The sequence below is a fragment of the Klebsiella sp. 10982 genome (assembly GCF_048589245.1).
GTDB lineage: Bacteria > Pseudomonadota > Gammaproteobacteria > Enterobacterales > Enterobacteriaceae > Klebsiella > Klebsiella quasivariicola.
On sequence record NZ_JBMAXV010000071.1, the window covers coordinates 1 to 12,140 of the forward strand.

At 55.9% G+C, this 12,140-nt stretch carries 13 protein-coding genes and 4 pseudogenes; 12 read left to right on the forward strand and 5 right to left on the reverse strand.

Annotation, left to right across the window (positions count from 1 at the left end):
* Both ACKLKD_RS26635 and ACKLKD_RS26640 read right to left on the reverse strand, forming a co-directional pair.
* Window positions 1–116, reverse strand: a pseudogene (locus ACKLKD_RS26635) (IS5/IS1182 family transposase); the annotation flags it as partial.
* A 17-nt stretch (window positions 117–133) separates the two neighbouring features.
* The gene (locus ACKLKD_RS26640; RefSeq protein WP_032413431.1) at window positions 134–568 is read right to left on the reverse strand and encodes a hypothetical protein; all 435 of its coding nucleotides are present in this window, start codon (window positions 566–568) and stop codon (window positions 134–136) included.
* 592 nt (window positions 569–1,160) lie between these two features.
* On the opposite strand from ACKLKD_RS26640, the gene mobI reads away from it, so the two are divergent.
* The 3 genes from mobI to ACKLKD_RS26655 are packed head-to-tail and all read left to right on the forward strand — an operon-like array spanning window position 1,161 to window position 2,720.
* Window positions 1,161–1,625, forward strand: a complete 465-nt coding sequence (mobI, locus tag ACKLKD_RS26645; protein WP_032413341.1) for a conjugative transfer protein MobI(A/C) — start codon at window positions 1,161–1,163, stop codon at window positions 1,623–1,625.
* A complete protein-coding gene (locus ACKLKD_RS26650; RefSeq protein WP_032413343.1) occupies window positions 1,625–2,413 on the forward strand; it encodes a hypothetical protein in 789 nt (262 codons plus the stop codon). Before mobI ends, ACKLKD_RS26650 begins: the two co-directional genes overlap by 1 nt.
* A 13-nt stretch (window positions 2,414–2,426) precedes the next feature.
* On the forward strand, window positions 2,427–2,720 hold the full coding sequence (locus ACKLKD_RS26655) for a hypothetical protein (protein WP_032413345.1): 294 nt from the start codon (window positions 2,427–2,429) through the stop codon (window positions 2,718–2,720).
* A gap of 25 nt (window positions 2,721–2,745) precedes the next feature.
* Here the strand turns inward: ACKLKD_RS26655 and ACKLKD_RS26660 are convergent, their stop codons facing one another.
* The 3 genes and pseudogenes from ACKLKD_RS26660 to ACKLKD_RS26670 form a co-directional block, all read right to left on the reverse strand.
* Window positions 2,746–3,714: an IS5 family transposase gene (locus tag ACKLKD_RS26660; RefSeq protein WP_077253752.1), complete on the reverse strand. Its 969-nt coding sequence runs from the start codon at window positions 3,712–3,714 to the stop codon at window positions 2,746–2,748.
* 113 nt (window positions 3,715–3,827) lie between these two features.
* Window positions 3,828–3,932: pseudogene (locus ACKLKD_RS26665) on the reverse strand (transposase domain-containing protein); the annotation flags it as partial.
* Window positions 3,889–4,152, reverse strand: a complete 264-nt coding sequence (locus ACKLKD_RS26670; RefSeq protein ID WP_043875873.1) for a transposase — start codon at window positions 4,150–4,152, stop codon at window positions 3,889–3,891. The gene ACKLKD_RS26670 and the pseudogene ACKLKD_RS26665, both read right to left, overlap by 44 nt.
* A gap of 14 nt (window positions 4,153–4,166) precedes the next feature.
* On the opposite strand from ACKLKD_RS26670, the gene ACKLKD_RS26675 reads away from it, so the two are divergent.
* The 9 genes and pseudogenes from ACKLKD_RS26675 to ACKLKD_RS26715 form a co-directional block, all read left to right on the forward strand.
* A complete protein-coding gene (locus ACKLKD_RS26675; protein ID WP_004118208.1) occupies window positions 4,167–4,430 on the forward strand; it encodes a hypothetical protein in 264 nt (87 codons plus the stop codon).
* 243 nt (window positions 4,431–4,673) lie between these two features.
* Entirely contained in the window at window positions 4,674–4,955 is a 282-nt protein-coding gene (locus tag ACKLKD_RS26680) for a helix-turn-helix domain-containing protein (protein WP_032413348.1), read from the forward strand.
* A gap of 34 nt (window positions 4,956–4,989) precedes the next feature.
* Window positions 4,990–5,559: a small heat shock protein sHSP20 gene (gene hsp20 / locus ACKLKD_RS26685; protein WP_004152117.1), complete on the forward strand. Its 570-nt coding sequence runs from the start codon at window positions 4,990–4,992 to the stop codon at window positions 5,557–5,559.
* Between the two features lie 105 nt (window positions 5,560–5,664).
* Entirely contained in the window at window positions 5,665–8,460 is a 2,796-nt protein-coding gene (gene clpK, locus ACKLKD_RS26690; protein ID WP_043875872.1) for a heat shock survival AAA family ATPase ClpK, read from the forward strand.
* The gene (locus ACKLKD_RS26695) at window positions 8,460–8,657 is read left to right on the forward strand and encodes a hypothetical protein (protein ID WP_004152115.1); all 198 of its coding nucleotides are present in this window, start codon (window positions 8,460–8,462) and stop codon (window positions 8,655–8,657) included. Before clpK ends, ACKLKD_RS26695 begins: the two co-directional genes overlap by 1 nt.
* A 237-nt stretch (window positions 8,658–8,894) precedes the next feature.
* Window positions 8,895–9,041: pseudogene (locus tag ACKLKD_RS26700) on the forward strand (diguanylate cyclase); the annotation flags it as partial.
* 114 nt (window positions 9,042–9,155) lie between these two features.
* Complete coding sequence (locus ACKLKD_RS26705) at window positions 9,156–9,644, forward strand: phosphate-starvation-inducible PsiE family protein (protein ID WP_004152114.1); 489 nt, start codon at window positions 9,156–9,158, stop codon at window positions 9,642–9,644.
* The gene (locus ACKLKD_RS26710; protein WP_004152113.1) at window positions 9,631–10,593 is read left to right on the forward strand and encodes a zinc metalloprotease HtpX; all 963 of its coding nucleotides are present in this window, start codon (window positions 9,631–9,633) and stop codon (window positions 10,591–10,593) included. The genes ACKLKD_RS26705 and ACKLKD_RS26710 overlap by 14 nt, the downstream gene beginning before the upstream one ends.
* Before the next feature lie 167 nt (window positions 10,594–10,760).
* Window positions 10,761–11,935, forward strand: a pseudogene (locus ACKLKD_RS26715) (IS3 family transposase); the annotation flags it as partial.
* Window positions 11,936–12,140: the final 205 nt, after the last annotated feature.

Below are 12,140 nucleotides of genomic sequence, written 5' to 3' on the forward strand. Positions count from 1 at the left end.
AGGGAGCCACGGTGGATGAGAGCTTTGTTGTAGGTGGACCAGTTGGTGATTCTGAACTTTTGCTTTGCCACGGAATGGTCTGTGTTGTCGGGAGGATGCGTGATCTGATCCTTCAACTCAGCAAAAGTTCGATTTATTCAACAAAGCCCCTGAATAACTCAAGGTCGACGGGTTTATAAACATACTGCTTCCCGCTCAATAATTCGCATGGCTCATTTGGTTTCATCTCGGTACTGTCAAAAGGTCTGCCGTACGTTTCAAACTTCAGTAACTGAGAGTCATCCAGGATTAACTTTATTAACTCACCCCATAAAACAGGCTTCCCGTTGACACGGGGAACTAGCAGGCTACCTAGTCTGGCTTCTGACAGGGCAATTCTATTTAGACGCGCATCAGTGGCGGGATGGAAAAAACGCTCCAGCAGGTTCTCCGGTATATAGCGGTAGTCCGACGCGAGATCACGAGGCAACACACTGAGAAGTTTTTTCTGACTACGTATCAACTGCAACTCCGAGCGGAGAAACGCCTTAATGACCGTGTCAGTCTGTACGTTGGGTTGTACGTCCATACGCTCTCCAGGATACTTTTAAATCGCGCTACTTCGGTTACTGAAAGAGGTTTTATTATATCATAGCAATCCGAGGGAGAGTAGAAAAGGGTTAATCACAAATAGTATAAAGCACTATCTTCGTTTTAGTTCCAAGAGCAAGAATATCCGAATTTTCACCAATATCATTAGGCACTTTTTTGAAAAAACCGTCGATAAGCGACATCTTTCATTGGTATCTTTTTTGAAAAAAGTTACCAATGGGGAAAAATCTTCATTTGTAACTTTTCCCGGAATAGTGACCAATGGACAACAGATTTTCATCCTCCATCATTTGTAACTATTACGCAAAAAGTTACTTATGTATAAGGGTAACTATTACTGGTTCGCAAAAAAGTTACTTTTCCATCTCCACGGTTGCGAGAAGTGGTTTTACGGGAGGTGGAACGCACACTGTGTGGGCCTCAGGCAGAGGTTGCTGGTCGTGCTCACAAGAAAGTTACTTTTTTGCCGACGACATGAGCACAAAAAAATTAAAAAAAATGCAAACACCCTTGTTAGTTCAGAATAATCTTTTTGGATTCCTGTAGTCTGTGAGAATGGAGGAGTTGATATGAACCCGATAATTACGGCACATCAGGAAATCGTTATCGAAAACTCGGTTCGCTATATCGAGTTACTGAAATCAGAAGCGACAAAAATTCTGGATGAATACTGGGAGAACTGGAAGGCACGAAATCAGTTGATATCCCAGACCACGTATGCAAACGGGGGGAAATTCATGCCCGGTCGATTCGCACCGGTGTTTAAAAAGGTCGGCTCATCGCAAAAGCTGACAATTGTATGGAAAGATTTTTCGCCCAGGTTCAAAAACAAAATTGAACATCATGGCGTGGTTGTTAAACCTAAACTCGGAGGATACAGCGTTAGTTGTTTTAAAAATGCCCTGGACTGGGAACTGGAGATGATCCTGGAAACAGAAAACAAAATTAAACCGATCCGTGAACTACTCGCGGAATACCATCAACGAAAACTGGCCGACATCAAAAGACTGGAAAAACTGAAGAGGTTAATATAATGGCTGACAACGCATCCCCAAAAACTGAACCGCGCAATCAACGTAACGCTGGCAATAACCGCCCGTTAGGGATGGTCATTTCAAAATTAAAGCCACTTTCAAGTGAGTTCTATACGCACTTTCATGAAAAAAACAGAGCCTGCCTGCGCCAGTTTAACGCCATTTCCAATGCAATTTATAATATTTTCCGGCTGATAGAAGGTGACCAGGCGACAAGCACTAAAGTTCAGAAATGGCTCTCCGGTGTTTACGATGAACTGTCGGGTAATGTAAATACCTTCAAAGAGCAGATTGACAAAAATGTCGCCAGACTGCCTCTGGATGATTCATCATTCGAAGGGTTTGACTATGGTGAATTTGAAATTCGCTGGAACCACCCAATGACCTATAAATTGCTGGATATTATCCGGACCATCAACGTCCTGACTCGTCAGGCACATCAGTTGTGGTTATATGGTCAGATATCACAACAGGTTCATGACCGAATTATCCTGCAACTCCTGAGCTCACTGCGGGTTGCGATGGACAACATCACTAAAATACTGAACGCTGAAAACCGCGTGAATGGAAAATACGACGCATTGCCATTCATCCAGAGCATTAAGCGGTTTAAATCGGTGGAACTTTATATTGCCAGTCTCGAAACTAAAGCCCCTGTTCAGTCCGGTCACAGTAACAGTTCTGCTGATGCTGGCAGTGAGCCGACATTAAAACCAGAAGAAGCAGCTGGCTCCGGTAAACCATCTGACAAAACACAGCCTTCTGCAACTCCTGTTTCGGTACAATAACTCACAGGTTGATATGAGTATTATATCCAGGCTTTTTTTAAAAATTATGGTCGCCCTCTTTGGAAGGCCTGACCACGATATTATTTTTGATACAGATGATGAGTACGATATCCCGCACACGCCTAACAAGGATGTGCAAAGCTATCTTGATTATCCAAGCAAGCCTGCGGGTATAACACTCTTTTCAGAGCGTGAGATTCTATCTGTACATGCTAACCGGTTACAGGAAATTAATATGTATATCGGTTTGCCAAATTCAGACCTGAGTGAGGAGGCGGCTTTGTTGAATAAATCAGATTTTGGGTAAGTCTCCCCCGTAGCGGGTTGTGTTTTCAGGCAATACGCACGCTTTCAGGCATACCTGCTTTCGTCATTTTGTTCAGCGCTCGTACCAGGGCCATAGCCTCCGCAACCTGACCATCGTAGTCACGCAGCGTCAGTGAACCCCCGAACAGCTGTTTTACCCGGTACATCGCCGTTTCCGCTATCGAGCGACGGTTGTAATCTGTTGTCCATTTCCACCGCGCATTACTCCCGGTCATTCGCTGATTAGCCACTGCACGGTTACGGTCTGCATATTCACCGGGCCAGTAACCCGCACCTTTTCGGGGAGGGATAAGGGCGCTGATTTTCTTACGCCGCAGTTCATCGTGACAGAGCCGGGTGTCGTAAGCGCCGTCTGCCGATGCTGCCCTGATTTTTCTGTGAGTCTGCCGGATAAGACCCGGGAAGGCTTCTGAGTCCGTCACATTGTTCAGCGACAGGTCAGCGCAGATGATTTCATGTGTGTTGCTGTCAACTGCCAGATGCAACTTTCGCCATATACGACGGCGTTCTTTGCCGTGTTTTTTGACTTTCCATTCGCCTTCACCAAAGACCTTCAGCCCGGTGGAATCAATCACCAGATGCGCGATTTCACCCCGGGTGAACGTTTTGAAACTGACATTAACCGACTTTGCGCGCTTGCTGACACTGGTGTAATCCGGGCAGCGCAACGGAACATTCATCAGTGTAAAAATGGAATCAATAAAACCCTGTGCAGCCCGCAGGGTCAGCCTGAACACGCGTTTAATGACCAGAACGGTGGTGATGGCGAGATCAGAATAGCGCTGAGGTCTTCCCCGTGATGAAGGCGTTGCCGACTCATACCAGGCCTGAATCGCCTCATCATCCAGCCAGAAAGTGAGGGAGCCACGGTGGATGAGAGCTTTGTTGTAGGTGGACCAGTTGGTGATTCTGAACTTTTGCTTTGCCACGGAATGGTCTGTGTTGTCGGGAGGATGCGTGATCTGATCCTTCAACTCAGCAAAAGTTCGATTTATTCAACAAAGCCCCTTCAACTCAGCAAAAGTTCGATTTATTCAACAAATCCTCACTACACCGGTATTTGATTACCCAGGTCAACTTCAGGCTGTTACAGGGACGGCAACCGTGTCAGCACATCCTTGAGATAGGCATACGGATCGTGCCCATTATTACGGGCCGACTGGATCAAACTCATGATCGCAGCAGCGCGCTTGAGTATGCGAACCCACGCCGAGCATTTGAGAAGGCAACGGGATGAACGCTGGCTGGATAGCCGTGGTTTTCTGGGTAGGCAGCCGAATCCATTTGTGGTCGAGGTTGGCATTGAGGCTGTAGCCCAAGGCGATGTTTGCGATGGAGGCACCGGGTTCAGAACACTCCTGAATGACCTGAGCCTTGAAAGATTTGCTGTAGGTACGGCGCTGAGGGCACATGGAAAATCCGCTTGATGGGCCATGGCCTTCGGCGGCGGTGTCGGGAAGGTGTGTTGGCCGGACGGATACTGTTGAACTACGTTGTCTGGGGCAACGGAAGTGTTTCGGCCCGACTCTGGAACGCGATCCGCAGCGACGACTGGGCAATTCCGCACGTTAGCCTGAGCAGCCTCGGGGAAATCGTGGTCTGGGCGCGCCCAGACGAGTTTCCGCCAAGGAACATGCAGACGAGCAAGGGGCTGCGGGCACTCGGCTACAACGTGAGGATCGGTGTTTGATCGAGGCGCCTGTGGTACACGCAGGCTGACGAGCCAGGCGCTGTCCATTGCCTGATCAGACCGCCCCGCTGCGCCTTGCCTGAGCAGTTGACCTGCATCAATGGGGCGGGAGAACGCTGTACATTGACTCTTGAAGGCTGTCATGGTAAGCGTAATATCTTACAAAGTATTACAAGGATTTCCTTGGCCGGAACCGCAAAGCGACGCGATTGGAGAGGGTGAGATGAAAGCGCACCTACAGGGATGAAAGCGCACCTACAGGTGATTTTCACGCTCGATGAATTGGCTGCGTACTTGAAAGTCGGCAAGCGGACGCTTTATCGGCTCGCTGCGCACGGGGAAATTCCGGCTTTCAAGGTGGGCGGGACGTGGTGGTTTCCTCAAAGTGAAATCGATCAGTGGATCAATGATCAGACCCGAGCCGCAGCAAAGAAGGAGGTGATGCGCAAGCGTGAACAGCAGAAGTCATCCGAGCAGCCCGTGTCGCCTGGGCGCACTGCCCGTCACAGCAGGCAAAGGGCTTGAGTAACTCGTTTTCCAATTTTTCTGGAGGTATGACATGGACATCGATTTCAAGAAGTTGGCTCCCTGGAACTGGTTCAAGAACGAGCAGCAAGAGCAGCAGACCGTCTCTTCCCTGCCGGTGCAGCGCAATGACCTGCCAGCGGCGAGCGGGCCAGTCAGCCCGATCCTGCAACTGCATCGGGAAATCGACCGGCTGTTCGATGACGCATTCCGGGGCTTCGGTTTTCCGGCGTTGAACATGCCGCAGTGGCCATCCGATTGGTCGGGCATGCTGAAGCCGGCCCTGGACATCCAGGAAACCGACAAGCAGTACAAGATTGCCCTGGAAGTGCCCGGTGTCGAGGAGAAGGACATCCAGATCACTCTCGACAACGACGTGCTGATGGTGCGTGGCGAGAAGCGCCAGGAACAGGAGAAGAAGGAAGGTGGCTTCCACCGTGTGGAGCGCTCCTACGGCAGCTTTCAGCGTGCCTTGAACCTGCCTGACGACGCCAACCAGGATTCGATCAAAGCATCGTTCAAGAACGGGGTGCTCACGGTCACGATCGACAAGCGCGAGGTCAGCGCGCCGAAGCAGGGACGCTCGATCCCGATCAACGGCTGACGTCGCCGGCTCGTTCGTCACAAGAAAAACCCGGCACGAGACGAGGAGTCGCGGTTGGCGATGCCTCGTCGCCTCAACCTTGTCAACCTTCTCAGGAGCATCAGCATGGCCAGAAAACAATGCCAGGTCTGCGGCCAACCCGCCACCGTGCGGGTGGAAGCCAATCTCAACGGTCGTCACAGCACCATGCTGTTGTGCGACGACCATTACCGGCAATTAGTGCGCCAGCAAAAGCGCACCGTTTCGCCGCTGGAAGCCTTGTTCGGCTCGCGCAGCGGCCTGTTCGAGGACTTCCTCGGCAGTGACTTCTTCCGCATCGGCGACGACGCGACGCCAGTTGCCGCCGATACCGATGACGTGGTCGATGCCTCGTTTGGCGAGCCCGCCGCCGCAGGTTCGGGTGCGCCGCGCCGTCGCGGCAGTGGGCTGGCCAGCCGCATCAGCGAACAGTCGGAAGCCTTGCTGCAGGAGGCCGCCAAACACGCTGCCGAATTTGGCCGCTCCGAGGTGGATACCGAACATCTGCTGCTGGCGCTGGCCGACAGCGACGTGGTCAAGACCATCCTGGGTCAGTTCAAGATCAAGGTCGATGACCTCAAGCGGCAGATCGAGTCTGAGGCCAAGCGCGGGGACAAGCCCTTCGAGGGCGAGATCGGCGTGTCGCCGCGCGTGAAGGATGCGCTCAGCCGCGCCTTCGTGGCCTCCAATGAACTCGGCCATTCTTATGTCGGTCCAGAGCATTTCCTGATCGGTCTGGCTGAGGAAGGCGAAGGGCTGGCCGCCAACCTGCTGCGCCGCTACGGCCTGACGCCGCAGGCGCTGCGCCAACAGGTCAGCAAGGTGGTCGGCAAGGGCGCCGAGGATGGCCGCGCTGAGACGCCGACCAACACGCCAGAACTCGACAAGTACTCGCGCGACCTGACCACGATGGCGCGCGACGGCAAGCTCGACCCGGTGATCGGCCGCGCGCAGGAGATCGAAACCACCATCGAGGTGCTGGCCCGGCGCAAGAAGAACAACCCGGTGCTGATCGGCGAGCCGGGTGTGGGCAAGACCGCCATCGTCGAAGGGCTGGCGCAGCGCATGGTGGCGGGTGAAGTGCCCGAGACCTTGCGCGACAAGCGCCTGGTGGAACTCAACATCAACGCCATGGTGGCCGGCGCCAAATATCGCGGCGAGTTCGAGGAGCGCGTGCAGAAGGTGCTGAAGGAGGTGACCGAGCACCAGGGCGAGCTGATTTTGTTCATCGACGAGGTGCACACCATCGTCGGTGCCGGCCAGGGCGGTGGCGAAGGCGGGCTGGACGTGGCCAACGTGTTCAAACCGATGATGGCGCGCGGTGAACTCAACCTGATCGGCGCCACGACGCTGAACGAGTACCAGAAATACATCGAGAAGGATGCCGCACTGGAGCGGCGCTTCCAGCCGGTGACGGTACCCGAGCCGACGGTGGCCCAGGCCATCATGATTCTGCGCGGCCTGCGCGACACCTTCGAGGCGCACCACAAGGTCAGCATCTCCGAGGACGCGATCATCGCGGCGGCCGAGTTGTCCGACCGCTACATCACGGCGCGCTTCCTGCCGGACAAGGCGATCGACTTGCTCGACCAGGCGGCCGCGCGCGTGAAGCTGTCGGCCACGGCCCGGCCGGTGGCCGTGCAGGAGCTGGAGTCCGAACTGCACCAGCTGCGGCGTGAACAGGATTACGTGGCCGCGCGCAAGCAGTACGACCAGGCCGCCGAGCTCGGGAAGCGCATCGAAGCCAAGGAGGCCGAGCTCAAGAAGCTCGTCGAGGACTGGGAGCGGGAGCGGGCCTCCGGCAGTGCCGAGGTCAAGGCGGAACACGTGGCGCAGATCGTCTCGCGCCTGACCGGCATCCCGGTCAACGAGTTGACGGTGGAAGAGCGCGAAAAGCTGCTGCACTTGGAACAACGGCTGCACGAGCGCCTGGTGGGACAAGACGAGGCGGTCCGTGCCGTGGCCGATGCCGTGCGGCTGTCCCGCGCCGGCCTGCGTGAAGGCAGCAAACCGGTGGCTACCTTCCTGTTTCTGGGCCCGACCGGGGTGGGCAAGACCGAGCTCGCCAAGGCATTGGCCGAATCGATCTACGGCGATGAGCACGCCCTGTTGCGCATCGACATGTCGGAATATGGCGAACGCCATACCGTGGCGCGATTGGTGGGCGCGCCTCCGGGCTATGTCGGTTACGACGAAGGCGGTCAGCTCACCGAGAAGGTGCGGCGCAAGCCCTACAGCGTGCTGCTGCTCGACGAGATCGAGAAGGCACACCCTGACGTATACAACATCCTGCTGCAAGTGTTCGACGACGGTCGCCTCACCGACGGCAAGGGCCGGGTGGTGGATTTCACCAACACCATCATCATCGCCACGTCCAACCTGGGTTCGGACATCATCCAGCGACGGCTGAAGGCGCGCGGGGCGGCCGGCGAGGAGTACGAAAAGACCAAGGCCGGAGTCATGGACGTGCTGCGCGGCCATTTCCGGCCCGAGTTCCTCAACCGCATCGACGAGATCATCGTCTTCCATGCGCTGGGCAAGGAGGAGATCCGCCACATCGTCGGCCTGCAGCTCGATCGCGTGGCGCGCAGCGCCGCCAGCCAGGGCGTGACGCTCACTTTCGATCAGACGCTGATCGACCATTTCGCGGAAGAAGGCTACAAGCCCGAGTTCGGTGCGCGTGAACTCAAGCGCCTGATCCGCAGCGAGCTGGAAACTGCGCTGGCGCGCGAGATGCTCGGCGGCGGCATCGGCAAGGGCGATCACGCCAGCGCACGCTGGGACGACAAGGCCGAACGCGTGGTGTTCGAACGCAAAGAGCCACCGCAGACCCCGGCCGAGCCGGAGCAGCCGGATGCCGCGAAGGCGAGCGACGCATCTTGATGGCGGGCGAGGCTGCCGTGTCCGACCCCATCGGCCTGGCACTGGCATGGGCAGCCTCCCTGGCCTCGATCGCGGTGGCGGTCGTGGCCGCAGGTCACGCGGGCGTCTACAAGCGTGATGAGCAGTCGGCCACGCCGTGGGGACTGCTCATCAGCGGCGGCACTGCCCTCCCGCTCGCTGGCCATCCGTTCGCGTGACGGCGCGGCCCATCTGTTCACCTGATCCTCTGGCAACTCGACTTTCGAGGAACAAGGCCCATGGCTGGGTGACGCGGGCAGGCAACTGATAGTCGGTACTCTGTTCGACATCTCTTCTCGCAAGGAAATAGAGCAGCAGTTGCTGCGTATGGTGATCACCGACCCCTTTGCTTCACGGTTGAGGGAACATGTTCGCGCAACCGACATGGCTGCCCGGATTGGGGGGAGGAATTCGCTGTGTTGTTGGAAACGGCATCGATAGAAGGCGCCCAAGTATGGGCGGAGCGATTTCGTCAGGACACTGCGGCGACAGCGGTGGTGTGTGGAGAGGTGTCGATCAGCTATAGCGCCAGCATGGGGGTGGCTCTCCTTGACCCCCGTTTGCACTCTGTCGAGCAGGTGATGCTGCAGGCGGACAACGCGCTCTACCAGGCAAAAAAGACAAGGGTGCAACCAAGTTGTGGGCGCACAAGTATTTCAGAATTGAGAGGAGTGGCGATGAAGGAAAAGCAAGCAGACCCGATCAAAACATTTCGCGCCCAATGGGCAGTGATGACGTTCTACGAGCGCTTTGAACAGGTGATCGCGCTCGCGCTGTCCGCAATTATTGCCGTTATCATCGTGGTCTCGCTGCTGCAGCTGATCTCGATCGTCTTCAGCCTGCTGATCATTGATGCATTCAATCCGCTCGATCACAAGGTCTTCCAGACCGTGTTCGGCATGATCATGACGCTGCTCATTGCCATGGAGTTCAAGCATTCCATCGTGAGGGTGGCCTTGCGGCGCGACAGCATCATCCAAGTCAAGACGGTGATCCTGATCGGGCTGATCGCCCTGGCGCGTAAATTCGTGATCCTCGACCCGGAGACCGGCCCCGCCAAGGTCGCGGCGCTTGCAGGCGCGACACTGGCCCTCGGGGCGACTTACTGGCTGCTGCGCGAGCGCGATGACCGGACAGCCGGGGAAAGCTCAGATGATCAGTCGTGATCTGCGCCACGCGCAGAATGTCGGCGCGCGGCATCGCTGGCACAATCGCCTGCAAACCGTGCTGTTGGTGCTGACCCTGCTCGGAATTGCCGCCGTCGCTGGCAGCCTGCTGTTGGGTGACGGCGGGCTTTGGCTGGCGCTTGCGGCTGCGGGGTTCACCCTGCTGCTTGAACCGGCGGCCGCCTCCGGGCTGACCTTGCGGCTGTATGGCGCACGCCCCCTGCACCCGGATGAAGCGCCCGATCTTTGGGCTGTGTTGCGCGAACTGGCGGCGCGGGCCGGGCTGCCTACCGTGCCGGTACCGCACTACGTGCCCAGCGGGGTCGTCAACGCCTTCGCCACCGGTTCGAAGCATCACGCGGCCATCGCGCTGACCGACGGCCTGCTGCGTAGCCTCACGCCCCGCGAGTTGACCGGCGTGCTCGGCCACGAAATCGCGCATATTGCGAACGAGGATTTGCGTGTCATGGGCTTGGCCGATTCCATCAGCCGGCTCACCCATCTTCTGGCCTTGTTGGGGCAGCTTGCGATCGTGCTCAGCTTGCCAACGCTATTGCTTGGAGTCACGGAAGTCAATTGGCCCGCGTTGCTTCTACTTGCGGTCGCGCCACAGCTGGCCTTGCTGGCTCAGTTGGGCTTGTCCAGGGTGCGCGAATTCGACGCCGACCGGCTCGCTGCCGAATTGACCGGCGACCCGCACGGGCTGGCCTCAGCGCTCGCCAAGATCGAGCGGGTGAGCCGCTCCTGGCGCGCCTGGCTGCTGCCCGGATGGGGCAATCCGGAACCCTCCTGGTTGCGCACGCATCCAGCGACGGCTGAACGCATTGAGCGCTTGCTGGAACTTGCTCCGCCGCCCGCGATGCCGCCGTTTCCATCGGCCCGTTTCGACCCCGAAGTGACCGTATCACCACGTCCGCCACGCTGGCGCACTGGCGGCCTTTGGCGCTGATTTCAACATGGAGAATGACGTGACCTACCCGACCCCTACAGCCGCCCGGCGCCGGATCGATTCATCCGGCGCTGGCTCGTCATCACTGGCTGCATCGCCGCACTCATGCTGCTGTGGCAGTTCCTGCCCGCCATCGAAGCCTGGTTCAGTCCCCACGAAACAAATGCTTCAGCCCGGAAGAGAGGTCTCAGGCCGTCCGGGAGCTCTGTAACCGACGTGGAACCGCGCGTAAAGTTGCACAAAGCATAGGCGTCAGCGTCCCGGTCCTGTACAAATGGAAGAAAGACCTTATCAGTGACGAGGCTTATCAATCCATGCGCAAACGAAAGTCAGCCCCTCAGGATAAAAATCAGGATGCTTTACTCGGTGAAATCCAGCGTCTCAGGAAGCAGGTTCATCAGCTGCAGCTCGAACGTGACATACTGACAAAGGCGAATGAACTGATAAAAAAAGATCTGGGCGTCAGCTTTCTGAAACTGAAAAACAGGGGGAAAACCCTGATAGTTGATGCCCTTAAGAAAAAGTACCCCGTTGCTGAGTTGCTAAGCGTTCTGCAACTTGCCCGCAGCTGTTATTTTTACCAAAACGTCTGTACGATAAGTATGCGGAAATACGCGTGATCATGGCCGATATCTTTGAGGAGAATTACCGCTGTTACGGCTATCGGCGCCTTCACGCGATGCTTCGCGGTAACAACAGGGTTATTTCTGAAAAGGTTGTCCGCAGACTGATGGCAGAAGAGCAGCTCGTTGTTAAGCGCACTAGGCGACGACGATACAACTCTTACTGTGGCGAAATCGGCCCGGCACCGGAAAATTTACTCGCCCGGGATTTTAGTTCCTGCAGGCCAAATGAGAAGTGGCTGACCGATATTACGGAGTTCCAGCTTCCGGCTGGAAAAGTCTATCTGTCGCCGGTTATCGACTGCTTTGATGGCCTGATTGTAAGCTGGTCGATAGGAACACGCCCGGACGCGACGCTGGTGAATACGATGCTCGATGACGCACTCGATACGCTCAACGAACATGATAAACCAGTGATACACAGCGATCGTGGTGGCCATTACCGGTGGCCGGGCTGGCTCGAGCGTATCAACACCTCCGGACTTATAAGGTCCATGTCGCGCAAAGGATGCTCGTCGGATAATGCTGCGTGTGAAGGCTTCTTCGGGCGTATCAAAAACGAAATGTTCTATGGCGGAGACTGGGCGGGTATCACGCTGGAAAAATTTATCTGCTTCCTGGACAGGTACATACGCTGGTATAACGAGAAACGTATCAAGCTATCATTAGGTGCAATGAGTCCTGTGAAGTACCGGCAGCATCTTGGGATCACAACATAACAGTCCAGGAAAACATCCGCAGCCCCCTAATAGACATTAGCATTGAGCCCCTACAATACATGTCAAAGCTAAGTTCAGATGTCCGAGGCAGGGCAAAGTTCAAATGTCCATTATCACATTGTTCACTGACGCTTGAACAACGGACTAAACTATGACAAAAAGAGTGATAGCGGTCACACTCAATTGACTGCTAATGAATCCGGTA

Coding starts and splice junctions, on each gene's coding strand:
- ACKLKD_RS26640 (WP_032413431.1), bottom strand. CDS start 568: ATGGACGTACAACCCAACGTACAGACTGACACGGTCATTAAGGCGTTT.
- ACKLKD_RS26705 (WP_004152114.1), top strand. CDS start 9,156: ATGAAGGAAAAGCAAGCAGACCCGATCAAAACATTTCGCGCCCAATGG.
- mobI (WP_032413341.1), top strand. CDS start 1,161: ATGAACCCGATAATTACGGCACATCAGGAAATCGTTATCGAAAACTCG.
- ACKLKD_RS26670 (WP_043875873.1), bottom strand. CDS start 4,152: ATGTGCCCTCAGCGCCGTACCTACAGCAAATCTTTCAAGGCTCAGGTC.
- ACKLKD_RS26710 (WP_004152113.1), top strand. CDS start 9,631: ATGATCAGTCGTGATCTGCGCCACGCGCAGAATGTCGGCGCGCGGCAT.
- ACKLKD_RS26655 (WP_032413345.1), top strand. CDS start 2,427: ATGAGTATTATATCCAGGCTTTTTTTAAAAATTATGGTCGCCCTCTTT.
- ACKLKD_RS26695 (WP_004152115.1), top strand. CDS start 8,460: ATGGCGGGCGAGGCTGCCGTGTCCGACCCCATCGGCCTGGCACTGGCA.
- clpK (WP_043875872.1), top strand. CDS start 5,665: ATGGCCAGAAAACAATGCCAGGTCTGCGGCCAACCCGCCACCGTGCGG.
- ACKLKD_RS26650 (WP_032413343.1), top strand. CDS start 1,625: ATGGCTGACAACGCATCCCCAAAAACTGAACCGCGCAATCAACGTAAC.
- ACKLKD_RS26675 (WP_004118208.1), top strand. CDS start 4,167: ATGGGCCATGGCCTTCGGCGGCGGTGTCGGGAAGGTGTGTTGGCCGGA.
- hsp20 (WP_004152117.1), top strand. CDS start 4,990: ATGGACATCGATTTCAAGAAGTTGGCTCCCTGGAACTGGTTCAAGAAC.
- ACKLKD_RS26680 (WP_032413348.1), top strand. CDS start 4,674: ATGAAAGCGCACCTACAGGTGATTTTCACGCTCGATGAATTGGCTGCG.